Below are 23,632 nucleotides of genomic sequence, written 5' to 3' on the forward strand. Positions count from 1 at the left end.
GGACATCGAGAAGGCGAAGGCGACCTGGTCGGGGACTCCGGCGGCGGCGCGGCGATCGGGGCGGTCGCACCAGGTCGTCTCGGGTAGGTGGAGCCTGCGGTCGATCAGCGCCCGGCCTGCGGGTGATGCGTAGGCCAGGAACGCCCCGACCTGGCTGTTTTCGCCACGACCCGCGGTGCCCGTGTACCGCCGCTGCACCCCGGCCGAGCGTTTGCCGACCCTCAGCCAGGCGAGTGCCAGACGTATCCACGGCGCTGTGACACATCGCCCACACCCAGGGGCAGGCGAATCCGACAGCCGATACCTACAGTCGGGCCATGAGCACCGACAAAGGCGTGCGGGTCTGGCTCCGCCGGCATGGAGCTGAGCAGATCGCGCATCCCGGGGGCAACCTGTACGCCCACCTGGGTCGAGTCGGCGAACGACTCGCCGTGCCTGGCTGCAGCAGTGAAGTGCGAGCCGCGAGCCTCCCGCTGGCCTCTGAGCAGGTCATCCGCGACGTGCAGGGGGTCTTGCGGCCGTGACACCCGAACCGTCGGCAGGGTCACGTTCGACAGCACGCACCCCCGGTCGCGTACGCGTGCGAGCCGTCTACCCCGGCAGCTTTGATCCCTTCACTCCCGGGCATCTGAATGTGGTGAAACGGGCACGCGACCTCTTCGACGAAGTGGTCGTGCTCGTCGCGGTCAACAGCAGCAAGCGTCCGGGCACCGACGAAGAAGAACGAGCGGCCGCTGTTCGGGCCATTCTGCCGGTCGAATGGACCTCCGTCACCGTTGCGGCCTGGAGCGGGTTGACCTCCACCTACTGCCGTCGCCATGAAGTAGGAGTGATCGTTCGCGGCGTGCGTAACACCACCGACCTTTGGACCGAGTACCAGCTCGCCGCGATGAACCAGTCGCTGGGTGTCCCCACGGTGTTTCTGCCTGCGCAGCCCGAACTGGCCGCGGTGTCTTCGACCGCGGTGCGCACGCTGGGGAAGCGACCTTCGTCCACGCAGCCGTAGCCTGCCGGACAGTGGCGAACCCCTCGTCGGACCGCCGCCGGGACAATTCTTGAGACTGCCGCCGGCACCCGCCCGGCTCCCATATGGGTAACGGGAAGGCCGGGCCGGATCCTTGCTGTCTGGATTCCCGCAGGTCCGTCACGTCGGTTCGACGGGTAGCCACAGCTCGCAGGTCGCGGTGCTGAAGTCGTCCGCGCGCTCGAGGATCGCAACCATCGAGGGACCCGGCCGCAGACGCCACGGGTTGGAGGGGAACCACTCGGTCGCGGTCGCGGCCCAGGTGTCCTGCAGGGCCTGCGGATGGGGTCCGGCGGTCCGGAAGATCGCCCACCTGCCGGCCGGTACCTCGATGGCGTCGAGGTCGTCGGGGACCGGCGTGTCCCGGGAGACAGCGACCGCGTGCAGGTAGATCAGTTCGCTGCCCTCGGTGCCGTCGGGGTCGAGGTCGTCGCAGACCGGTAGCAGCCCTCCCGGGTCGGTGTCGCTGAGGGCCTTCAGCCGGAGATGCTCCTGCGGTGGGAGCGCGGTGATGTGCTGCTGGATGTGCGGGTTGATGCCCTGGTGGATGAGCGGAACCCGGGCCGCGTTCCGGCGAGCCGGAACGCGGGGCGGTCCACGATGCGGGTGTCCATGGGGATGCTCCCTTCGACGGTCAGGCGGAATTTGAGCTGCGGTTGTGTGCGAAGGGGACCTCCGTCGCGGCGAACGTCACCGGGGTTGGCGCCGTGGACCGCCCGGAACGCACGTCCGAACGCCTCGGTTGAGCCGTATCCGTGCCGGACGGCGATGCTCAGCAGATCGTCCTCGCCCCGAACGACGTCGGCAGCGGCGACGGTCATGCGGCGCCGGCGCACGTACTCCGACAGCGGCATGCCGGCCAACGACGAGAACATCCGGCGCAGGTGGTATTCGGTCGTGCCGACCGTCCTGGCCAGTCCGTTGACGTCGAACTCCTCGGTGAGGTGCTTCTCGACCAGGTCGACAAGGCGGTTGAGTGCCGCGATCACAGGGCCTCCTCTCGACGTCAAGCCTGGACGAAATACGCCGGCCGTGCCCGACCGTAGAGGTCCGATCCGATCATGTGCTCGGCACGTCGCGGCGCTGAACGCACGGCCATGGCGCAGACCGCGCCCAGGGGCAGTGGCTCCATGCAACTGACGGTCAGGATCTTTCCGGGCTCGCGACCACACGCGGCTTGCCTCGGCGGAGCCCACCGGCCGCCCGAGCCCACCCGTACGGATCCGAACATCCCCGAACGCCTGGTCCCGGCCCGAACGGCGCAGGCGTGGATACGTTCTGGACCCAGTGCCCGCAGGGCAGCCGGTGGTGGGACAGGACGGGGGCGGAGTGACCGAGCGCGCCGCGACGTACGCCGAGGTGTTCGCTGTGCGCGAGTACCGCTACCTGTTCGTGGCGTACCTGCTGTCCCTGGCGGGTGACCAGCTCACGGCCGTGACCGTGGCGTACCTCGTCTACACCGGCACCGGCTCGGCCGCGCTCGCGGCGGCCGCCTACGCCAGTTCCTACCTCGCCTGGCTCGCGGGCGGGCCGCTGCTGTCCGGCCTCGCCGACCGGTTCCCCCGGCGGCGGGTCCTGGTCGTGTGCGACCTTGCCCGGGCGGCGCTCGTCCCGGCGGCGGCGCTGCCGGACCTCCCCGCGCCCGCCCTGGTGGCGCTGCTGTTCGCGGTCAACCTGATGCGGCCGCCGTTCGTGGCCGCGAGGGCGGCGCTGATGCCCGAAGTGCTCGACGGTGACCGTTACGCGGTGGCGAACGGCGTGGACAACGTCTGCGCCCAGGTCGTGCAGGTGCTCGGCTTCGCCGCCGGGGGGAGCCTGGTGGCGCTGCTGTCGCTGCGCGGAGCGCTGCTGGTGGACGCCGGCACGTTCCTCGTCTCCGCCCTTCTGATCATGATCGGCGTTCGTTCCCGCCCCGCGCCCCGGGCGCCCGGCCGTCCGGCCCGCGGCGACCGGGCGGCCGGCCTGCGGGTGATCTTCACCGATCCCCGGCTGCGCGCCTACGTCCTCGTCCTGTGGGCGGCCAGCGCCTTCACCTACGCCGCCGAAGGACTGATGGCGCCGCTGGCCCGACAGTACGGAGGCGGCGCCGGCACCGTCGGGCTGTTGTTGGCGGCGGCGCCGACGGGGATGGCCCTCGGCGGGGTCGCTCTCACCCGGCTCTGTCCTCCGGCGGCCCGGCCACGACTGATCCTGCCTCTGGCCGCGCTCTCCGCCGGGGTGCTGGCGGCGACCTGGCTCGTCCCTCCACTGTGGGTCGTACTCCTGCTGTTGGTGCTGGCCGGCGCCGCGAGCGCCTTCGCCATCCCGCTGAACGCGTTGTTCGGCCGGGCCGTGCCGACGCAGTACCGGGGACGCGCGTTCGGGGTGGCCATCACCGGTCTGAGCGGGCTCCAGGGGGCGGCGATGGTCATGGCGGGTCTGGCCGCGGAGCGGTGGCCGGCGACCGCGGTGATCGGGTTCAGCGGACTGTCGGGCGCGGCGGCGGTCCTCGCCCTCGTGCCGCTGTGGCCGCGGCGGTCTGCCTGCACGCCGACCACGTTCGAGGTCCCGATCGAACAAGGCCGAACGACCTCGACCGCCGCCAGCCCTACCGCCGAGGCGGGCGGCGGCCGACGCTGAGATCACGGGCGGGCACGGGGCCGCCACGAAGGGAAAGGAGAAGCGCATGCGCAGCGTCCACAAGCGTGGCGTCAGCTGGACCTGACCCTGACGTTCCATCACGTCGGCGACGCGCCTCCGGCTCCGACCTCACCGCCGGAGGAAGCCGACCGCTCTCACGAGAGGAGGTGCGGGCGATGCGGAAGGACGACTGCACTGGCTGAGATCCGTGAACCACGGTGGGTGGTCACCGCGGGTGACCACCCACCCCCTAGACGCTGGAGGAGTCATGCGCGGTCAGGGTGGCCACCTGCTCACCATGGGTCAGCTCTCCATGTGGCGAGCCCTCTCGGTGCGCCCTCCGGAGCAACTCTGGGAGTCCAACCAGGACGTGCTCTGGCCGGTTCCGGCCGGAACCACCGAGGAGCAGGTACGCCAGGCGCTCACCGCGCTGGCGGTGCGGCACGAGTCGCTGCGCACCGTCTACCGGCCGGCGGACGAGCCCGACGCCGTGCGGCAGGTGGTCCTGCGCGACCCGTTCGTGCGCTTCGCCGAGGCGTCCGTACGGGAGCCGTTCGACCTGGCCGCCCAGCCGGCGTGGCGGGCCTCGGTACGTGATTCCGACGACGGTGGACCGCCGCGGGTCCATCTGGTGATCCACCACCTCGCGGCCGACGGCGCCGCCGTGCGGATCCTGGAGTCCGACCTGCACGCCCTGCTGCGCGGTGACCGCCTTGCCGACGCCCCCGCGCCCCGCGTGGTGGCCGAACTCCAGCGCGCCGACGACTTCCGGGCCAGGCTGACCGCGGCCGGCGAGTACCGCCAGCGGATCGTCGCCGCCGCACCGCGGGTCCCGGTGTCCCGGGGTGCCCTGGTGCGGGCTCGCGCGCACACCGGCATCCCGTACGGCGCGGTTCGCCACGCGGCGCGGCGCCTGCAGGTCACCGTGCCCACCCTGCTGCTCACCGTCTACGCGCAGGCGCTGGCCGCGACCACGGGCCGGACGGACCAACTGCTGTGGCAGTTGGCCGCGAACCGGATGGATCCCAGGGTGCGGCACCTGGTGTCGTCGATGACCCAGTGGGTGCCCATGCTCGCCGCCTGCGACCCCGACGGGCCGCTGCGCCCGATGGCCCGCGAGGTCAACGTCGCGGCGGTGCGCGCCATGCAGCACGGCGTCTACGACCCGTTCGCCGTCGCGCCCATGGACTTCGACCACGGCAGCTTCTTCACCTTCATCCCGGCCCCCGCCGACGCCGACCCCGCGCCGTCCGGGGTGACGCCCCGGCGTGTCGAGTTCCTCCCGCCCCGCGCCTACAGCGGGGCCAGCTTCTACCTGATCGCCTGGGTGCACCCCTGCGTGCAGCTCACCATGCGGGTGATGCGCAGCGGGTACGGGCGCGCCGAGGTGGAACGCTTCCTGACCACCATGACCGACCTCCTGCTGCGCGCGGTCGAGGACCCGGCATGAGCGAGAGTCTGTGGCGACACCGTGACTTCATGGTGTTGTGGTCGGGCCGGACCCTCAGCGAGGTGGGCGACGCCGTCTCGATGCTGGCCATTCCGCTGCTGGCCGTCACCGTGCTGGACGCCTCCGCCGTCGAGGTCGGCGTCCTCGGCGCCACCCGGATGATCGCCTACCTGTTCCTCTCGCTGCCCGCCGGGGTGTGGGTGGACCGGATGCGCAAACGCCGGGTCATGGTGGTCTGTCACCTCGTGCGGGCCGGGCTGGTGGCCACCGTCGCCATCGGCGCGTGGGCCGGCTGGGTCACGATGGCGCAACTGTGGATCGTGGCGCTGCTGTCCAGCGTCTGCACCGTGCTGTACGAGACCGCGCACCAGAGCTTCCTGCCGTCGGTCGTCGCCGGCAACCAGCTACTCGACGCCAACGGCAAGCTGACGACCACGTACTCGGTCTCGCGGATCGCCGGATACGGCGTGGGCAGCGCACTCGTGTCGGCGCTGGGCGTGGCGCGTACCGTGGGCATCGACGCGCTCGCCTACGTGGTCAACGCCGTGTCCCTCATGCTGCTCCGCCGTCCGGAGCAACCGCCGGCCGTGGCGCGGCGTCGGGACTTCCGCCGGGAGCTGGGCGCCGGGCTCTCCTTCGTGTTCCGCCACCCGATCATGCCCAGACTGGTGGCGGCCTCGGCGTCGCTCAACCTCTTCAGCCAGATGATCTTCGCGTTGGCGGTCCTGTACCTCGTGCGTGACCTCCACCTGAGCGAGCACATGGTCGGTGTGGTGTTGGCGCTCACCACGCTGGGCGGGATCGGCGGCGGCCTGGTCTCCGCGCGGCTGGCGCGCCTGGTGGGCACGGCCCGGATCATCTGGATCGCCCCGTTGGGGCTCGGCTGGACGGTGCTGCTCGTACCGGTCGCCCAGCCCGGTTGGGGTGCGATCGCCTACACGGCCGGCATGGCGGGGCTGGGCGCGGTGTTCGCCATCTACAACGCGGCGGCGATCAGCTACCGGCAGCGGGTCTGCCCGCCGGACCTGCTGGGCAGGATGACCGCGTCGGTCCGGTGGGTGATCTTCGGGGTGATGCCGGTCGGCGCCCTGACGGGCGGACTGCTGGGCAGTTGGCTGGGGGTGCGCCCGACGCTGTGGATCGCCGCCGCCGGAGTGTGGGCGTCCGGTCTGTTGCTCTACCTCTCGCCGCTGCGGCGGTGGCGCGACCTGCCGGACGAGGCCGGCACGTCGGACGGCGGGCAGCCGCCGCCGAGACTCCCGGCGCCGCACGGGCGGTCGCCGGTCGACCCGGCCGGAAAGGCCATGGGAGGTGTACGAGGTGGATGACCAGCCATACGCGCAGCACATTCTGTCCTGGGCGGGCGGGCCGGCGGACACCGACCGGTTCGTCGCGCTGGGCGGGGCACGGCTGCCCGCCGAGCCCGACCCGGCAGCCCTGCGCCGAGCCCTGGACGCGCTCCTGGCCCGGCATCCCGTACTCGGTGAGGGGCCGGTGCCGCTGCGAACCGTCGACGACGTGTGGGCGGCGGCCGCCGCCGGCCGGTACCCGCCCGACGCGCGGTGCCTGCTCTGGGCGTACCTGGCCGGCCGCGAGTTGCTTCTCGTGGCGCACCACACCGTGTCCGACCCGTGGTCCATGCGGCTGCTGCTCCGCGAGGTGATGAAACCAGGGACCGGCCCGGCCCCCACCTACCACGCCAGCGCGTCCACCCCCGCGCCCAGGCGGGTGAACCGGTCCCTGCCGTTCTGGCGCCGGATGCTGGCCGACGTGCCGACCCTGGCCCAGGGCCCCAGCGGCGACACCGGCACGGCCGAGATCAGGACGCCGAGCGGCATCACCCAGCAGCAGGCGGAAGCGGTCGCCCGGACCGTGCGCAGCACGCCGTTCGTCGTCCTGCTCACCGCGTTCGCGCGGGCCCTCGGCCCGCTGTGCCCGGGCGAGGCGGTCGTCCCGGTGCTGACCCACGGCCGGCAGCGGTCCGACTGGGACACCGTGGGGCTGTACATGAACGTGCTGCCGGTGCGGCTCGGCACACCGACGGTGGGCGCGGTGCACCGCGCGTTCGCCGAGGCGTACGCCCACGAGATTCCGTTTCCGGTACTGCTGGACGCGGTGCCGCAGGCCGACGCGCTGTTCGCCGGAGGCGGACCGGCGCTGGCCCAGTTCGAGGTCATCCAGGTGCCCGACGGCGCCGGGATCGAGCCGCTGACGATCCCGGCCGGGCTCGGGCTGGGCGGGCCGGTGCTGCCCGTCAACGGGCTGGCGTTCTGGCTCGAGCCGGGTGCGGGCGGCGGCTACACCGCCTGCCTGCGGTACCGCCGCTCCTACCGGGAGGCCGAGATGCAGGCCCTGACCCGGCGATTCATCGACAGTTGGGAGGATGTCCGTGCCGACGCGGAGCGAGCTTGAGTCGATGCTGACCCGGCTCTGGAGCGAGAAGCTGAACGTCACGCCGGTGGGTGTCGAGGACGACTTCTTCGCCCTCGGCGGCGACTCGCTGCTCGCCGCCGACCTGCTGATGGACCTCTACGAGCAGCTCGGCGTCGAGGTCGACGCCGCGGTGCTGTTCCTCAAGCCGACCATCGCCGAACTGGTCGACGAGGTGCTGGCCGCATGAGGACCCCGCCCTGCCTCCAGACCCGGCCACCGGGCCGGATCGACCTCGCCGACCCCGCCCTGCACGGCTCCGGCGACCCGCACGCCGCCTGGCGGACGCTGCGCCGGTGGGATCCCGTCGGCTGGCAGCCGGTCGAGGGCAGGTCGGGCTTCTGGGCGGTCACCCGCTACGCCGACGCCAGGACCGTCCTGGCCGACCACGCCAGGTTCACCTCCACCGGTGGGGTGATGCTCACCATGCTCGGCCGGGCGGAGCCGGCGCAGAACCAGCAGTTCGCGGCGACCGACCCGCCGCGGCACGGCCTCATCCGGGGGCCGCTGCAACGGCAGATGACCGCGCGTGCGGTGGCACGGCACGCGCCGGCCATCCGTTCCTTCGTCCGGCAGATGCTCCGCCCCGCCGCCGGGACCCTGGACTTCGCCGAGCTCACCTCCGCCCTGCCGCTGGCCTTCCTGGGGCCGCTGATGGGCATCCCCGCCGCGGACTGGCCCGCCCTGGCCCGGTGGGTGTCCATGTCGGTGGCCGAGCACGACCCGGATGTCGCGCTGCCCGACGGCCCGTCGGCGACCCTCGACCGCGGGCACCGGGAACTCTTCGCCTACCTGCTCCACCTGGTGCTCGAACACCGTCGGCGCCCACGCGGAGACCTGGTGGACCTGCTGGGGGCCATGCCGCTGCGCCCCGGAGCGATCGTCGCCAACTGCTACAGCCTGCTCCTCGGCGGCAGCGCCGCCATCCCGCACGTGCCCCGCGCGGCCCTGGCCGAGCTGATCCGCACCGACCGCTACGAGCAGTGGGCCCGGCGACCCGAGCGGGTCGGCCGCGCGGTGGAGGAGGCGCTGCGGTTCACGTCCCCCGCCGGGCACTTCATGCGGTTGGCGACACGGGACACCACCGTCGGCGGCGTACGCGTCGCGGCGGGCGACGCCGTCGTGGTGTGGCTCGGGTCGGCGAACCGCGACGAGACCGTCTTCCCCGACCCCGACACGCTGGACCTGGACCGCCACCCGAACCGGCATCTGGCCTTCGGGGACGGGCGGCACTACTGCCTGGGAGCGGCCGTCGCCAGACTGACGTTGCGCGTCTTCTTCGAGGAACTCTTTGCCACCTTCGCGTCCTTCGAGCCGGCCGGCGAGGTCGAGCGCGTACGGTCGACCTGGCTGGGCGGGATCAAGCGGATGCCGGTCGTGGCCGGGCGACGATGATCACCGAGGCGCTGGCCGCTCAGCTGCGCTCCCGCCGGGAGACGCCGGCCGTGACGGATCCCGAACAGGCCCTGACGTACGCGGACCTGGACGGCTTGTCCGGCGCGGTCGCCCTCCATCTCCAGCAGCGGGGCGTGGCCGTCGGGGAGCCGGTGATCGTGCACACCCGGCTGTCGTGCTGGGCCGTCGTGGCCATGCTCGGCGTACTGCGGGCGGGAGCACGTTACGTCCCCGTCGACGCGGCCTTCCCGGCGGCGCGCCGCGAGCTGATGGCCGCGGGCAGCGGTGCCCGGGTGACACTCACCGAGAGCCTGCTGGCGTCGCTGCGCCCGGCCCGCTCCGGCTGGCGGGACGGGCCCGACGCGTACACGCTGTTCACCAGTGGCTCGACCGGCGTGCCGAAGGCGGTCACGGTGTCGCGGGCGGCGCTGAGCTACTCGACCGGCGCCCGGCTGGAGTACTACGGTCGTGCGCCGCAGCGGTTCCTGCTGTGCTCGTCCATCTCGTTCGACAGCTCCGTGGCGGGCATCTACTGGACGCTGTGCACCGGGGGCACACTGGTCATCCCGAGCGACCGGCCGTTCGACGTGCGGGCGCTGGTCCGGGCCGGCACCGCGCACCGGCCCACCCACACCCTGATGGTGCCGTCCCTGTACCGGCTGGTGCTGCGCTCGCCGGTGCCCAGCCTGACCACCGTGATCGTGGCGGGGGAGAGCTGCCCGCCCGGCCTGGTCGACCTGCATCACGAACGGATGCCCCACGCGACGCTCTACAACGAGTACGGTCCCACCGAGTGCACCGTCTGGAGCACCGTGCACAGGTGCGCGCCGGGCGAGGACCCCGTCCCCATCGGGCGGCCGATCCCCGGCACCACGATCTCCATCGACGACGGCGAGCTGTGCATCTCCTCGCCCGGGGTGGTGTCCGGGGGACCGGTCTACCGCACCGGCGACCGGGTCAGCCTGGGCGCCGACGGCCTGCTCCGCTACCACGGACGCGTCGACGAGCAGCTCAAGGTCGGCGGCATGCGCATCGAACCGGCCGAGATCGAGCACGCCCTGATGTCCCACCCGGCGGTGCTCCTCGCCGGCGTCGCCGTCCCCTACCAGGGCGTCGCGTACGTGGTCTGCGCCGAACCGGTGCCTCAGCGGACCCTGCGCGCGCACCTGCTCGACCGGCTGCCCGCCGTGGCTGTACCCACCGTCTTTGAGCGGCGGGAACGGCTGCCCACCCTGCCCAACGGCAAACTCGACAGGCGCGCTCTGGGCCGGTCCGACCACACTCCACCTCATGGCTGAGGGACACGCGTCCCCGGCACCGGCCGGCGTGGGCATCGCCGCGACCGCCGCGTACGCGAGCACCGCCCGGATCGACGACCTACGCGCCACCGAGTATCGGCACCTCGACCGCGACGGACGCGTCTACCTCGACTACACGGGCGCCGGGGTGGCCGCGCGGGCACAGGTCGCCGCCCACCACGACCGGTTGCTCGCCGGCCCGTACGGCAATCCGCACTCGGAGAACCCCACCTCCGGGGCGACCGGCGCACTGCTCGCCTCGGCCCGACGCGCGGTGCTCGACTTCTTCCGCGCCGACCCCCGCGAGTACGTCGTCGTCTTCACCCCGAACGCCAGTGGCGCCTGCCGCCTGGTGGGCGAGGCGTACGTCTTCGGCCGCGGCCGCCCGCTCGTGCTTACCTGGGACAACCACAACTCCGTCAACGGCATCCGGGAGTACGCCCGCGCGGCCCACGCACCGGTCCGCTACGTGCCGCTGGCCGGGCCCGACCTGCGGGTGGCCGAGTCCGACGTGATCGCCGCGCTGGCCGCCGGCCGTAGCCGGCGGCGCAGGTCCGGCCCCACCGGGCTCTTCGCCTACCCGGCACAGAGCAACTTCAGCGGCGTGCAGCATCCGCTCCGGTGGGTGGAACTGGCCCGGCAGCGCGGGTACGACGTGCTGCTCGACGCCGCCGCCTTCGCCCCGACGAACCGGCTGGACCTGAGCGTCGTGCAGCCGGACTTCGTCTGCCTGAGCTGGTACAAGCTCTTCGGCTACCCCACCGGGGTGGGGGCGCTGCTGGCCCGGCGCGAGGCGCTGGCCCGGCTGCGCCGACCCTGGTTCGCCGGTGGCACCATCCGGGCGGTCAGCGTCCAGGGCGACTGGCACCAGCCGATGGGGGACGAGTCGGGGTTCGAGGACGGCACACCGAACTTCCTCAGCCTCCCCGACGTGGAGTTCGGGCTGCGCTGGCTCGACTCGATCGGCGTCGACCTCGTCCACACCCGGGTCGGCCTGCTCACCGGATGGCTGCTGGAGCGGCTGACCGCGTTGCGACACCGCAACGGCCAGCCGCTCGTCCACGTCTACGGGCCGTCGACGGGCGACGCCCGGGGTGGCACCGTGGCGTTCAACTTCCGCTACCCGGACGGCTCGCTGGTCGACGAGCGGCTCGTCGCGCTCGAATCGTCGGCGGCCGGCTTCGCCCTGCGTACGGGCTGCTTCTGCAACCCGGGCGCGGCCGAGGCCGCCTTCGGGATCAGCCGCCGCTCGCTGCGCCGTACGAACCTCGCCCACGCCGGGACGATCGACCAGCATCTCGCCGCGCTGCGGCTGCCGACCGGCGGAGCGGTACGCGTCTCCTTCGGTCTGGCCTCGACCGCGGCCGACGCGGAGCGCTTCCTGGCCTTCGCCGAGTCGACCTACCTGGACCGCGCCGGCCCCGCCGACGTCCGGCTGGCACCACGGATACGCTGCTGAGCACGGCGAGCGCCCGCCCGGCAGCCGCCAGACGCGCGTCGTGACGCCGTGGGCGGGAGCGCCCCGGGGTGGCGTCGACACCCGGAACTGCGCTGCCCGCCAGCGGCGGTCAGGCAGTCGTGTCCGCCGCCAGGGCGGCGCGGAGGAGGGTGCACGCCTGCGGGTCCAGCCCGTCGAGCCGGCCCAAGGCCTCCCGCCAGTGCCGGCGCGCCACGGCGCGGTGTCCGAGGCCCGCGTGGGCGTTGCCGAGCACCTGTAGCGCCAAGCCGATGCCCCGCCGGTGCTCGTAGCGTCGGCAGATCTCCAGCGACTCGGTCGCGCGAGCGATCGCCTCCCGGTGGTCACCGCCGGCGTGCAGCGTCTCGGCGAAGTTGACCAGCGCCTGGGCCTCGCGCAACGGATCGGTGCCGCCGTCGGCGACGGCGCGTCCCGCCTCGTGGCAGGCGACGGCCCGGGCGTGGTCGCCGAGGCGCTGGTATACCAAGGCCAGGTTGTCGAGCACCAACCCCTCCTTGTGCCGGTGGCCGAGTTGCCGCCGGATGACCAGGGCGGCCCGCAGGTGGTTCAGGGCGCCGGTCAGGTCGCCGCCGTCGCGCAGGGCGTTGCCGAGGTTGTTCAGGATGGCGGCCTCCCGGCTCCGGTCGCCGAGTTCGCGCTGGACGGCCAGGCACCGCTCAAGGATGGGGATCGCCTCGTCGCGCCGGCCCTGGCGCAGCAGCGCGACGGCGACGATGTTGAGCCCGGCGGCCTCGCCCGAGCGGTCGCCACACCGGCTCGCCGCCGAGGCGGCGAGGTGGCCGAACTGTTGCTGCTCGGCGATGTGCCCGGCGTAGTCGAGGAACTTGGCCGCCACGAGGGCCAGGTCGCGGACCTCGGTGAGGGCCCGTCCCGCCGTCGCCTGCTGGCCGGCCACCAGCAACAGGTTGGTGTGCTCCCGCTCGAACCAGGTCCACGCGTCGGCCGCGTCGGCGAGGGGCGGGCCGGGTCGAGTCGGGCCGGTCGCCTCGTCGATGCCGAACCGGTCGTCGGGGTAGAGCAGCCGCGCCGCGCGGGTGGTGGCCGCGAGCAGCCACGCGGTGAGGTTGCCGAGGGCCGCCTCCCGGTGGTGTGGGTCGTCCACCGCCTGCGCCCGCTCCCGGGCGTAGAGCCGGACGATGTCGTGGAACCGGTATCCGCCGGCACCGGCCGACTCGATCAGGTGCGCGTCGGCCAACGCGTCCAGGGCCTGCTCGGCGACGGTCACCGGCAGGTCGGCCAGTGCCGCGCAGCCGTACGGCGTGAGGTGCGTCCAGTCCGGCAACGCGGCGAGCCGGAAGAGCCGGGCCGCCTGCCGACGTCCGCCCTGCCGCGCGTCCCCGAACACCTGGTAGCCCAGGTGCAGGCTGGCCCGTACGGACAGGTCACCGACCTCCAGGACGTCCAACCGCATGCCCTCGTCGTCCAACCGCTCGGCGAGGCTGGTCAGCGAGGCGTCCGGCCGGGCCGCGGCGCGGGCGCCGACGATTCGCAACGCCAGCGGCAACCCGCCGCACCGGCGGACCACCGTCGCGGCCGCGGCGGGCTCCGCCTGCACGCGGTGGGCGCCGGTGAGCCCGGTGAGCAGGGCGAGCGCCGCGTCGTCGGGTAACGGGCCGAGGCGGATCCGTGCCGTCGTGTCGAGATCGGGGAGCATCCACCGGCTCGTGACGATCGTGGTGCATCCGGGCCCGCTGGCCAGGAGCGGTCGGACCTGCGCCGCCGATGCGGCGTTGTCCAGCACCACGAGCACGCCCCGTCCGGCGGTCCACGTGCGCAGCAACGCCGAGGACTCGTCGAGCGAGGCGGGGACGGTGGGCAGGCCCAGCGCCCGCAGGAACCGGCCCAACACGTCCGCGGGCTCGGCCGCCGCGACGCCGTCGGTGGCCCCGCGCAGGTCCGCGTAGAGGCAACCGCCGTCGTAACGCCCCACGATCCGGTGCGCGACGTGCAGGGCGAGCGCGGACTTGCCGACCCCGCCGGCACCTTCGACGAGGCACACCGCGGCGTCGGTCTCCGTGGCCGTGAGCAGTTGGCCGACCTCCGCCGAGCGGCCCGTCATCAACGGGGGCGCAGGTGGCAGTTGATAGGGGACCGGTGTCCCCGACCCGCTCTCCACCGGCGGCGGCTCGCTTGCCGCCGGCCACGACAGCCCCCGTAACACGGCCCGGTCCCGACCGCCGCCGGACGCGGCGACCCGCCCCCGTTCCGGGCCGGCCGACCCGGTCTCGCCACCTGCGGGGATCAGGCGTAGGGCGGCGGAGCGCTGCGTGTGGGAGGTCGGCCCGACGCCCGCGGTGTCCGGCCCGCCGACCGGGCCGCTCGGACCGGCGACGCGCGCGGCCGGACCGATCGGGGAGTGACCGGGCCGGCCCGAGGAGCGCGCCCGCGTGGCCGCCGGGGGCGTCGCCGCCGTACGGGCGGCGGCCAGCCGGCCCCAGACGGCCAGCCACGCTGTCGCGCGGTCGTCCGGCACGTCGCAGGCCCGCAGCAGCGCCGACACCAGATCACGGCGGGGCAGCGTCGACCGGCCCAGCAACGTCGCCAGGGTGCTTGCCGGCAGCACGGCCCCGTTGCGCTGCGCGCGGCGGGCGATCTCGCGATAGGCGAGACCGGACTGGTCGCGGACACGACGCAGCAGCCTGACGTACTGCTCCGGACTGGTTGCGGTGGTCGGGTCGACGCCGAAGTCGGCGGCCGTCATGCGCGCCCTCACGTCAGCTGTCATGTGCCCGGGCCGAGGGCGCCGGGCGATTCCGCCAGAGTGCGTCACACGGTACAGGGCCCGGGCCAGGCACCGTCGCCCCGATCCTCCGGAATGGACACATCGGAACGCACAGCCTGCGATGAGGCATCGGTTCGTGTCGATCAAGCGGCGTGAACCGACATGCTTACGGTAGCCCTGTCGCGACGGGTGGCCGCTCCGCCGTGGACAGCCCCTGTGCGGCGATCTCGGGGCGGTGGGACAGCCCTCACGGCGGCGCGACCTGGTACGCCGCATCCGACGTCGCCGCCGACCACGTCGTGCCCCTGGCCGAGGCTTGGCGCTCCGGTGCCAGCTCGTGGACGACCAGCCGCCGCCAGCCAATCGTGCGCGAGGTCGTCAGACCAGCAGCTCGCCGTCCCGGACCACCAGCCGCCCGCCGGCGATCACGGCCTGGCGGCGGGGAGCCCTCATCAGAGCGTCCGGCACGTTCTCCGCGTCGAGCAGGACGATGTCCGCACGCGCGCCGGGGACCAGATCGTGCCCGGTGCGGTGCACGAACCGGGCGCCGTCGGTCGTGGCGAGCTTGACCGCGTCGGCGAGGTCATCATCGGTGCGAAGGCCGTGCAGCCGGGCGAAGCCCAGGGCGATGCGGAGCATGTCGCCGTCGCCGTACGGTGACCACAGGTCGCGGATGCCGTCGGTGCCCAGCCCGATCGGGATGCCGCCGTCCCGCATGGCTCGCCATGGCAACGGCGCCGAGCGTACCGGCGCAACCGTGGCCCAGGAGATGCCTGCCTCGGCGAACTGAGCCAGCAGCTCGGCCTGACGCTGCGGCGGGAGTTCACCGAGGGCGAATCCGTGCGAGATCGTGACCTTTCCCTGCAGGCCCGCGCGGAGCGTGCGATCGATGATCAGCTCGTACTGGAAGGCGCCCAGCTCGCCGCCGTCGTGCAGGTGGATGTCGATCCCGACGCCGCGGCGCTCGGCGATCTCGAACAGCCCGTCGAGCTGGGCTACCGGATCCCGGTCGATGGATGCCGGATCGATACCATGTCGCGGACACGACCTGCGGCGGCACCGCGCAGGACAACAACGTCTGGGGCGAGGGCAAGCTCGACGTGCTCGCCGCCGTCACCGCCGCGCCGCTGCAGCACATCGGCACGCTGAACGGCAAGGCGACCGACGCCAAGACCGGCAAGCCGCTGGCCGGCGTCAAGGTGCACGTCGACGGCCCACTCGAGCGTGACCTGGTCACCGGGATCGACGGCGGCTACAGCGTCCGCCTGCTGGCAGGTGACTACACCATCACCGCGTCGATGTTCGGCTATGTCGACGTCAACCGGGACGTGACCGTCAGGGCGGACGCGACCGTCTCGGCCGACTTCGTGCTGGAGACCGCGCCCCAGGGCAAGCTCCACGGCGTGGTCCGCGACGGGTCCGGCCAGGGCTGGCCACTGTACGCGAAGGTCAGCGTGGCAGGGCTCGCCGCCGGGCCGTGGTTCACCGACCCGCAGACCGGCGCGTACGAGATCGTGCTGCCCGAGGGCACCGCCTACACGCTGGACGTACAGGCGGTCTACCCCGGCTACCAGAAGTTGAGCGTGGCCGTGGCGTTCGCGGGTGACCTCGCCAGGGACTTCACCCTCCAGATCGACGCCAACCGCTGCAAGGCGCCCGGCTACCAGGTGAACGGCCTCTACGAGACCGTCGACGGAACCGAGACGCCCGCCGGCTGGTCGGTGGAGTCCAAGACGGACGGCGGCATGTGGGTCTTCGACGACCCCGATCCCCTCGGCAACCGCACGCCGGGCGGCGAGGGCAACTTCGCCTCGGTGAACAGTGAGATGCACGGCTACCAGCAGACGCAGGACACCTACCTGGTCACCCCGGCGATCGACCTTTCCGCCGCCAGCGAACCCGTGATCCGGCTGGCGACCGAGTACTTCGCCCCCTCCTGGGTGCGCTCCACCGCGACGATCGAGCTGTCCACCGACGGCGGTCAGAACTGGGCCGCGGTGTGGACCCGCGCCAAGGGCACCGTCAAGAACACCCTCACGGTCCCGATCCCGCAGGCCGCGGGCAAGAGCGACGTGCGCGTCCGCTTCCACTACACCGGCTCGTTCGACATGTGGTGGGAGATCGACGACGTCCTCGTCGGCGAGCCCTCCTGCGCCCCGGTCACCGGCGGCCTGGTGGTCGGCCAGGTGACCGACCTCAACACCGGCGCCTGGCTCGGCGCAACCGAGGTGGCCTCCACCGAAACCGGCTCGCAGGCCGGTCGCTCCCGGGCCACGCCGGAGGACGCCGCCACCGGTGACGGGTTCTACTGGGCATTCCTGCCCCGTACCGCGGAGCTCGCCGCCACGCACCAGAAGTTCACCGCCCAGAGCAAGACGGTGCAGATCACCCCCGGTGCGATCACCAAGGCCGACTTCTCGCTGGCCGCCGGTCTGGCCGAGCTGTCCACCGCGAAGCTGACGGCCGGCCAGGAGTTGGGCACCACCGGCACCGCCACGGTCACCGTCACCAACAAGGGCACCGCTCCGTTGCGCCCGCGCACCGGTGCGGTCTCCGGCGGTGCGCGGGCCCTCGCCGCGACCGGGCAGCCGTCGGTCGAGGTGCGGGCGGACGTGACGCCGAGTGCGCTGACCCCGAGCACCGAGCAGCCGCCACGCACCGACGCGGACGTCACCGCGACCGGGCAGGAGGGCGACTGGTCGGTCCTGGCCCCCTACCCCGTGGGCATCATGGACCCGACCGTCGGCGCACACGACGGCAAGATCTACTCCGTCGGCGGTTTCGACGGCGCGAAGACCGTCGCCACCGGCTACAGCTACGACCCGACCAACGAGCGCTGGGACAGCATCCCGCAGATGCAGGTGGCCAGGCAGCGGGCCTCGGGCGCGTTCATCGACGGCAAGTTCTACGTCGCGGGGGGCTGGGACGCCTCCGTCAAGGTCGTCGGCGTCACTGAGGTGTACGACCCGGCCAAGCGTCAGTGGAGCGTGGCTGCCAGCCCCGCCAAACCGCTGGCCGCCGCGGGCACCGTCGTCCTGGACGGCAAGCTCTACCTGATCGGTGGCTGCGGCTCGGGCAACGGCACGCTCGCGGGCGACTGCGGCAGGACCGACGTCCAGGTCTACGACCCGGCCACCGACACCTGGCGTACGGCGGCGCCGTATCCGGCCAACGTCGGCTGGGCCTCCTGCGGCGCGATCAACGGGAAGATCTACTGCGCGGGCGGCATGAACTCCACCGCCTCGGGCCCCGTCGCCTCCGCCTACTCCTACGACCCGGTCTACGACCACTGGGCGCCCATCGCCGACCTGCCCGTCGGCGCGTGGGCCTCGGCCTACAGCGCGGGCGCGGGCAAGCTGCTGGTCTCCGGCGGGATCCGCGGCGGTATCACCGACGGCCTCGTCACCAACCAGGGCTACGCCTACGACCCGGCCACCAACGCCTGGACGTCGCTGCCCAACACCAAGTACCCGCTGTACCGCGCGGGCGCCACGTGCGGTCTGACCATCATCGGCGGCGCCGCCGGCGGCTGGCCCGGCATGGCCAGGTCGCAGGTGCTGCCCGGCTACGAGGGCTGCGGCACCGGCGAGGGCTCCTGGCTGTCGGCCAAGGTGCCCTCAGGCCCTCTGGCCCCAGGTGAGAAGACCACCATCAGCATGACCTTCGACACGACCAAGCTCGAGCAGCCGGGCAGGCACCAGGGCCAGGTCGTGGTCATGGGCGACTCGCCGTACGCACCCGCCGGCGTGGACGTCGCGCTCGACGTGACGCCCCCACCAGGCTGGGCCAAGGTCGAGGTCAGCGTCCTCGCGCAGGCCTGTGACGGGACGAAGACGGCGCTGCCGTCGGCGTACCTGGAGATCGGCTCGGCCGCCCGCAAGAGCGGCGCCGACGGCAAGGCCGTCGTCTGGCTGCCGGTCGCCGGCAAGCCCGACGTCCGCATCATCGCCAGCAAGGACGGCCTCACCTCGGCCGTCATCACCGTCCACGTCACGCAGGGCGCGGCCAGGGCGGAGCTGACGCTGAAGCCGGCGGGCGGGTGTTCGGCCCGATGAAGACCGCACAGATCGGAACTGTCATGAAACCCCTCATGCGGGCGGGGACCGCCCTCGCCCTGGTCGCGCTACTGTCCACGGCGTCGAGCGCGTACGCCGCGTCGCCGGACATCGTGGTCTCTCCCGGCGAACTGACCGTGACTCATCCGATGGGCGAGGCCAGCCAGGCCACCTTCACCGTCACCAACTCCTCGGCCACGGCCAGGCGCGTCACCGTGTCCGAAGCGAACGGCACCTTCACGATCCAGGGAGCCGCCGAGGTTCAGGGCGCTGCCGCCGTACCGGCGAAGGTCGTCCCGAAGGAGGGCGGCTGGCACCGGCTCGCGGACACCAAGGCAACGGCCCAGGCAGGGGCGGTGGTGGAGGCCGCGGCCGCGCCGTGGGTGGACGTGGCGGCCTACCCCATCCCGATCATGGACAACCTGATGGCCGTCCACGAGGGCAAGGTGTACTCCGTCGCCGGTGTCACCAGGAGCGCCATGACCGCCGCGGGCTACGCCTACGACCCGGCTACCCAGGCCTGGACCGCGATCGCGCCGCTCTCCAGGCCGAGGGAAAAGCCCACGGGCGCCTTCGTCGGCGGCAAGCTGTACGTCGTCGGTGGCTGGGCAGACACCGGCGGCACGGCCATGGACGTCGAGGTGTTCGACCCGGCGACGGGCGCATGGAGTAAGGCAGCGCCGAATCCCGAGCCGCTGGCTGCCTCGGCCGCGGCGGTCGTAGACGACAAGCTGTACGTCGTCGGCGGCTGCGACGACCGCTACTGCGGCAGGACCACCGTCCAGTCCTACGACCCGAAGACCGACGCGTGGACGGCCAAGGCGGCCTACCCGCAGGAGATCTCCTGGCTGTCGTGCGGCGCGATCGCCGGGAAGATCTACTGCGCGGGTGGGCTCAGCGACGGCGCGGGAGTTACCGCAAACCTGCATGTGTACAACCCGGCCACCGACAGCTGGAGCGCCCTGGCGCCCATGCCCACCGCACTGTGGGGCTCGGGCTACGCCGCTGCGGGCGGCCAGCTGCTCGTCTCCGGCGGTTCCACCGCCGAGGGCCTGACCAACGTGGGTTTCCGGTTCGACCCGCAGACCTCCAGCTGGACGCCGCTGCCCAACTCCAGCCAGCTTCTGCGGCGGGGCGGCAGCGCGTGCGGCTTCTACCGGGTCGGCGGTTCGACCGGCGACTTCACCGGCGTAACGGCGGCCGAGGTGCTTCCTGGCTACGACGCGTGCGGCGACGACGTGCCCTGGCTGTCGGCCGACCCCGCCCAGTTCGACCTGCCGCCCGGGCAGACCCGGACGGTGACCGTCACCATGGACAGCGCGGGAGTGGCCCAGCCCGGCACTTTCACCGCGGCGTTCAGGATCGGCACCGACGCCGGCGACCTGGTCGACCCGGTGAAGGTGACGATGATCGTCGAGGCGCCCGCCCGCTTCGGCAAGCTCAGCGGCGTGGTGACCAGGGCCTCCTGTGCGGGTGGCACGCCTCTGGAGGGTGCCACGGTGGTGGTCACCTCAGGCGACGTCACGGAGGTGCTGAAGACAGGCCCCGACGGCGGCTACGCGCTCTGGCTGGACAAGCACCAGAGCCCGGTCACCGTAATCGCCAGCAGCGACGGCTGGCGCGCGGACGCCGTCGACGTCAAGATCAAGAAGGGCAAGGGCGCCACCGCGTCCTTCAGGCTGAACCCGTACCCGGCCTGCCGGTAACCCTCAGCCTGCTCGGGGTGCCCGGGGACCAGCCAGTCGGCCTCCCCGGGCACCCAACCTGCCCCAGCGCCGGCGGTGCTGACCTGACGAATGATCGCAGAACGCGAAGCTGGAGTACCAGCCGAGCATCAGCTGCGTACCTCACACCACGGCGGGGTGCCTCCTCTCGCGGGGAGCACTCCGCCGTCGTCGCTGTGGTCAGGACATGTCGGGCCGACGCAGGGACCGGGTGCACAAGATCGCCAACGTCCTCGCCGCACCACTGAAGTCCGCCCACCCCGGCGCGAAGAACGCCCTGGCCGAGACCTACAACGCCGAGGTGCCAGGCCGGAGCGCCTGACAGGACCACTGCATCCACAACTCTTGAGTGCGCCACGAACGAGTGCCGCATCAGGCAACGTTCGCCCTGGTGACTACCTGACGTAGGCGTTCGTCGGCGGCGTGCTTGTTCCGCCAGATGATGTAGCGGCGGATCATGCTGCCCTGCTCTTTGTGGCTGGTGTGGTCGGTGCCGTCGAGGGCGAAGTAGCGCAGGGCGGTGAACTGGGCCTCGATCCGGTTGAGCCAGGAACTGTTGGTCGGGGTGTAGGCGAGTTCGACGTTGTTGGCCGTGGCCCAGTCGCCGACGCGGGCGTCCTGCTTCGTGCTCAGGTGCGGGGAGTAGTTGTCGAGCACGATCGCGATGCGGGTCTGCGGTGGGTGCAGGCTGCGTAGGTAGCGGCAGAACTCCAGGAACCGTGTGCGGTGTTTCCTCGGCTTGATGTGGCCGTAGAGCCGGTCGGTGCCCAGGTCGTAGGCGGCGAACAGGTGCCGGACACCGTGCGGGCGGGTGTAGGTCGCCCGTCGGCGTGCCCGCGGCTGCCGGGCGGGGTCCTTGTGCCGTCCGCCGCGTTCGGCCCACTGCCGTCCGGGGTGGGGTTGGAGGTTCAAGGGGCCGAACTCGTCCAGGCAGAACACGACCTCGGGCTCGCCGGCCTCGGGTCTGACCTCGCCGTCGGCGATCGCGTAGAGGTGCTCGACGCGGGCCTTCTTCGCGGCGTAGTCCGGGTCGCGGGAGGTCTTCCAGGTCTTCACCCGTTGAAAGGACACGCCCTCCTCGCGGAGCAGGACCCGTAGGCCCTCGTGGCTGATGTCGTCGACCACCCCCTCGGCGACCAGGAAGTCGGCCAGCTTGGCAAGACTCCAGGTCGAGAACGGCAAGCCGTGTTCGGCGGGCTTGGACTTGCCGATCTTCTTGATCTCACGCCGTTCTGGGAGGGTGAACGTCCTCGGCCGGCCGCCTTTGTACTTCGGGTAGAGCGAGTCGAAGCCGTCGGCGTTGAAGTTGTGGATCACGTCCCGAACCCGGTCCGCGCTGGTGAACGTCACCTCCGCGACCTTCGCCACGGGCATACCCTGCGCGGACAGCAGCACCATCTGCGCCCGCCGCCAGGTCACCACCGATCCGGTACCCCGACGGATGATCCGCAACAGACGTCGACCTTCGTCGTCATCGATTTCACGGACCCGTACGCGCTCCACCACCCGGACAGCCTGACGACACCACGCCGCCCGGACCAGCACCCCGCGCGGCGCGTCGTCACGGGGCAAACGTTGCCTGATGCGGCACGAGGAAGGTGAGGTCGATGTAGGTAGGCCCACTGGATGCGGTGCTGTGTAGGAGATGAAGGTCTGGCCCTTCGGCGTCGCCCTGCGGGGGGAGGCGTCAAACCATCTCAAGCTGCGTTGGTTGAAGACCGTCGTGGTGAGCGTTGAGGAAAAGGCGCAGGTCATGCGTTAGGTGGGGATCGGGAAGACGAGCGTGAGCGAACCGCTGACGACGTGTCGAAATGTGCAGCTGACATCGAAACCGGGGCCTTCAAGTAGTCCCGGGATGAGCCTGGCGGGTGCCCGTCTACTGGCCGGGTGGTGTCCGGCATGGAGGCGGCGTGAGCCCGGTCTGCGGCTCCTGCACGGAACGTGGGAAGGCGAGCAGCGACACGGCCAGCCCGCACCGGTCAGCCGGTGGGGGTGGCGAGAGGGAGCGCGCCCGGCAGCAGAAACTGCGAGGCGTTGAGTACCGTCGCGCTGTTCGCTGGCGGACCGGCTCGTAGTAGCGGTGAAGTGTCTGTAATGGGTGTGGAGCGAAGGGGCCGGCTTTTCGATGATCTGTTCGCGCGAACAACCGGCCGTGCGCCGGGAGGAAACGGGCGGGACATGTCAGGTCCACAGGACAAGCCTTTCGATATTCCGAAGCGACTGGTGTGGGAGGCGTATCAGCGAGTCAAGGCGAACAAGGGTGCCGCCGGGGTGGACGGGGTGTCTGTCGAAGACTTCGAGGCCGATCTGAGGAACAACCTCTACAAGATCTGGAACCGGATGTCGTCGGGCACGTACTTTCCGCCTCCGGTCAAGGCGGTGGAGATTCCGAAGTCCGGGGGAGGCACCCGGCTTCTCGGGGTGCCAACCGTGGCTGATCGAATCGCCCAGACGGTGGTCGCGCTCGCGCTGGAGGCCCGCACGGAGTCCATCTTTCACGAGGACTCGTACGGGTATCGGCCGGGCCGGTCGGCGTTGCAGGCGATCGAGCGGTGCCGGGCGCGGTGTTGGAAGAAGGACTGGGTTTTAGATCTTGATGTCCAGAAGTTCTTCGATTCCGTGGATCACAGCCTCATGGTCAAGGCCGTGGAGGCGAACACCGACCAGCGGTGGGTGGTGCTGTATGTCAAGCGGTGGCTGGTCGCGCCGCTGGCACTACCCGATGGGACCCTGCGTGAGCGGGACCGGGGGACTCCACAGGGGTCGGCGGTCTCGCCCGTGCTCGCCAACCTGTTCATGCACTACGCGTTCGACATGTTCCTGGCTCGGGAGTTCCCGACCGTGGAGTTCGAGCGCTATGCGGATGACGCGGTGGTGCACTGCGTGACCGAGCGGCAGGCTCGGACCGTGTGGGCCGCCCTCGCCGAGAGGATGGAATCGGTCGGGTTGCGGCTGCACCCCGACAAGACCAGGATCGTGTACTGCAAGGACAGTAAACGGCGAGGCTCGTTCGAGCAGGTCGCGTTTCGGTTCCTCGGGTACACGTTCCGCCCCCGGGCGGCACGCGCCAAGGAAGGGAAGTTCTACACGGGCTTCCTCCCCGCGGTCAGCCCGGAGGCCCTCAAGTCGATGGGGCAGCAGATCCGATCCTGGCGGTTACACCACCGCACCGGACTCGACCTGGACGCGCTCGCCGAAGCGATCAACCCGATCGTGGCGGGCTGGATGACGTACTACGGCCGGTTCTACCGGTCGGCACTGAATCGACTCCTGCAACGCATCAACACCTACCTGATGCGATGGGCGCGCAAGAAGTACCGAAGGCTGCGCTCCTTCAAACGGTTCAAGGCGTGGTGGTCCGGGATCCTCGAACGAGAATCCGGCTTGTTCATGCACTGGGCTTGGGCGCGCGAGTTCGTATGGACTCGATGAGAAGAG

At 71.8% G+C, this 23,632-nt stretch carries 17 protein-coding genes and 2 pseudogenes; 14 read left to right on the plus strand and 5 right to left on the minus strand.

From position 1 onward, the window contains the following. Window positions 1–12: 12 nt before the first annotated feature. Window positions 13–228, minus strand: a pseudogene (locus ABT006_RS19210) (transposase); the annotation flags it as partial. 89 nt (window positions 229–317) lie between these two features. On the opposite strand from ABT006_RS19210, the gene ABT006_RS19215 reads away from it, so the two are divergent. Then, window positions 318–524, plus strand: a complete 207-nt coding sequence (locus ABT006_RS19215) for a DUF6817 domain-containing protein (protein WP_350708096.1) — start codon at window positions 318–320, stop codon at window positions 522–524. Between the two features lie 56 nt (window positions 525–580). Further along, window positions 581–1,006, plus strand: coding sequence for a pantetheine-phosphate adenylyltransferase (gene coaD / locus ABT006_RS19220; protein WP_350708098.1), 426 nt, complete (start codon window positions 581–583; stop codon window positions 1,004–1,006). A gap of 138 nt (window positions 1,007–1,144) precedes the next feature. On the opposite strand, the pseudogene ABT006_RS19225 reads toward coaD, so the two are convergent. Further along, window positions 1,145–2,013: pseudogene (locus tag ABT006_RS19225) on the minus strand (AraC family transcriptional regulator). A 340-nt stretch (window positions 2,014–2,353) separates the two neighbouring features. On the opposite strand from ABT006_RS19225, the gene ABT006_RS19230 reads away from it, so the two are divergent. The 8 genes from ABT006_RS19230 to ABT006_RS19265 all read left to right on the plus strand — a co-directional run bounded on the left by ABT006_RS19230 (window position 2,354) and on the right by ABT006_RS19265 (window position 11,675). Then, window positions 2,354–3,643 (plus strand): MFS transporter, encoded by a 1,290-nt coding sequence (locus tag ABT006_RS19230; protein WP_350708100.1) that lies wholly within the window; start codon window positions 2,354–2,356, stop codon window positions 3,641–3,643. 268 nt (window positions 3,644–3,911) lie between these two features. After that, window positions 3,912–5,093: a condensation domain-containing protein gene (locus ABT006_RS19235; RefSeq protein WP_350708102.1), complete on the plus strand. Its 1,182-nt coding sequence runs from the start codon at window positions 3,912–3,914 to the stop codon at window positions 5,091–5,093. Further along, complete coding sequence (locus tag ABT006_RS19240; protein ID WP_350708104.1) at window positions 5,090–6,421, plus strand: MFS transporter; 1,332 nt, start codon at window positions 5,090–5,092, stop codon at window positions 6,419–6,421. Before ABT006_RS19235 ends, ABT006_RS19240 begins: the two co-directional genes overlap by 4 nt. Beyond that, window positions 6,414–7,505 carry a condensation domain-containing protein gene (locus ABT006_RS19245; protein WP_350708105.1) on the plus strand — a complete coding sequence of 364 codons (1,092 nt, stop codon included), beginning with the start codon at window positions 6,414–6,416 and terminating at the stop codon, window positions 7,503–7,505. The genes ABT006_RS19240 and ABT006_RS19245 overlap by 8 nt, the downstream gene beginning before the upstream one ends. Continuing rightward, the gene (locus ABT006_RS19250) at window positions 7,477–7,713 is read left to right on the plus strand and encodes a phosphopantetheine-binding protein (protein ID WP_350708107.1); all 237 of its coding nucleotides are present in this window, start codon (window positions 7,477–7,479) and stop codon (window positions 7,711–7,713) included. Before ABT006_RS19245 ends, ABT006_RS19250 begins: the two co-directional genes overlap by 29 nt. Continuing rightward, window positions 7,710–8,918: a cytochrome P450 gene (locus ABT006_RS19255; RefSeq protein ID WP_350708109.1), complete on the plus strand. Its 1,209-nt coding sequence runs from the start codon at window positions 7,710–7,712 to the stop codon at window positions 8,916–8,918. The genes ABT006_RS19250 and ABT006_RS19255 overlap by 4 nt, the downstream gene beginning before the upstream one ends. Further along, window positions 8,915–10,216, plus strand: coding sequence for an amino acid adenylation domain-containing protein (locus tag ABT006_RS19260; protein ID WP_350708111.1), 1,302 nt, complete (start codon window positions 8,915–8,917; stop codon window positions 10,214–10,216). Before ABT006_RS19255 ends, ABT006_RS19260 begins: the two co-directional genes overlap by 4 nt. After that, window positions 10,209–11,675, plus strand: a complete 1,467-nt coding sequence (locus ABT006_RS19265) for an aminotransferase class V-fold PLP-dependent enzyme (RefSeq protein ID WP_350708113.1) — start codon at window positions 10,209–10,211, stop codon at window positions 11,673–11,675. Before ABT006_RS19260 ends, ABT006_RS19265 begins: the two co-directional genes overlap by 8 nt. Window positions 11,676–11,784: 109 nt before the next feature. Here ABT006_RS19265 and ABT006_RS19270 read toward each other — a convergent pair whose 3' ends face one another. Further along, window positions 11,785–14,406 carry a tetratricopeptide repeat protein gene (locus tag ABT006_RS19270; protein ID WP_350708114.1) on the minus strand — a complete coding sequence of 874 codons (2,622 nt, stop codon included), beginning with the start codon at window positions 14,404–14,406 and terminating at the stop codon, window positions 11,785–11,787. 387 nt (window positions 14,407–14,793) lie between these two features. Continuing rightward, window positions 14,794–15,444, minus strand: a complete 651-nt coding sequence (locus tag ABT006_RS19275; protein WP_350708357.1) for an amidohydrolase family protein — start codon at window positions 15,442–15,444, stop codon at window positions 14,794–14,796. Between ABT006_RS19275 and ABT006_RS19280 the strand changes: the two genes are divergently transcribed. From ABT006_RS19280 to ABT006_RS19290, 3 genes are all read left to right on the plus strand, one after another. Then, window positions 15,432–18,470: a carboxypeptidase-like regulatory domain-containing protein gene (locus tag ABT006_RS19280; protein ID WP_350708116.1), complete on the plus strand. Its 3,039-nt coding sequence runs from the start codon at window positions 15,432–15,434 to the stop codon at window positions 18,468–18,470. The genes ABT006_RS19275 and ABT006_RS19280 overlap by 13 nt on opposite strands. Before the next feature lie 23 nt (window positions 18,471–18,493). After that, window positions 18,494–20,176: a Kelch repeat-containing protein gene (locus ABT006_RS19285; protein ID WP_350708118.1), complete on the plus strand. Its 1,683-nt coding sequence runs from the start codon at window positions 18,494–18,496 to the stop codon at window positions 20,174–20,176. Between the two features lie 205 nt (window positions 20,177–20,381). Beyond that, on the plus strand, window positions 20,382–20,516 hold the full coding sequence (locus ABT006_RS19290; protein ID WP_350708374.1) for a hypothetical protein: 135 nt from the start codon (window positions 20,382–20,384) through the stop codon (window positions 20,514–20,516). Between the two features lie 50 nt (window positions 20,517–20,566). On the opposite strand, the gene ABT006_RS19295 is transcribed toward ABT006_RS19290, so the two are convergent. Further along, the gene (locus ABT006_RS19295) at window positions 20,567–21,646 is read right to left on the minus strand and encodes an IS630 family transposase (protein ID WP_350708120.1); all 1,080 of its coding nucleotides are present in this window, start codon (window positions 21,644–21,646) and stop codon (window positions 20,567–20,569) included. 642 nt (window positions 21,647–22,288) lie between these two features. On the opposite strand from ABT006_RS19295, the gene ltrA reads away from it, so the two are divergent. Continuing rightward, window positions 22,289–23,626, plus strand: coding sequence for a group II intron reverse transcriptase/maturase (gene ltrA / locus ABT006_RS19300; RefSeq protein ID WP_350708122.1), 1,338 nt, complete (start codon window positions 22,289–22,291; stop codon window positions 23,624–23,626). Window positions 23,627–23,632: the final 6 nt, after the last annotated feature.

It is taken from the genome of Micromonospora sp. NPDC002717 (assembly GCF_040295705.1).
Taxonomy (GTDB): domain Bacteria; phylum Actinomycetota; class Actinomycetes; order Mycobacteriales; family Micromonosporaceae; genus Micromonospora.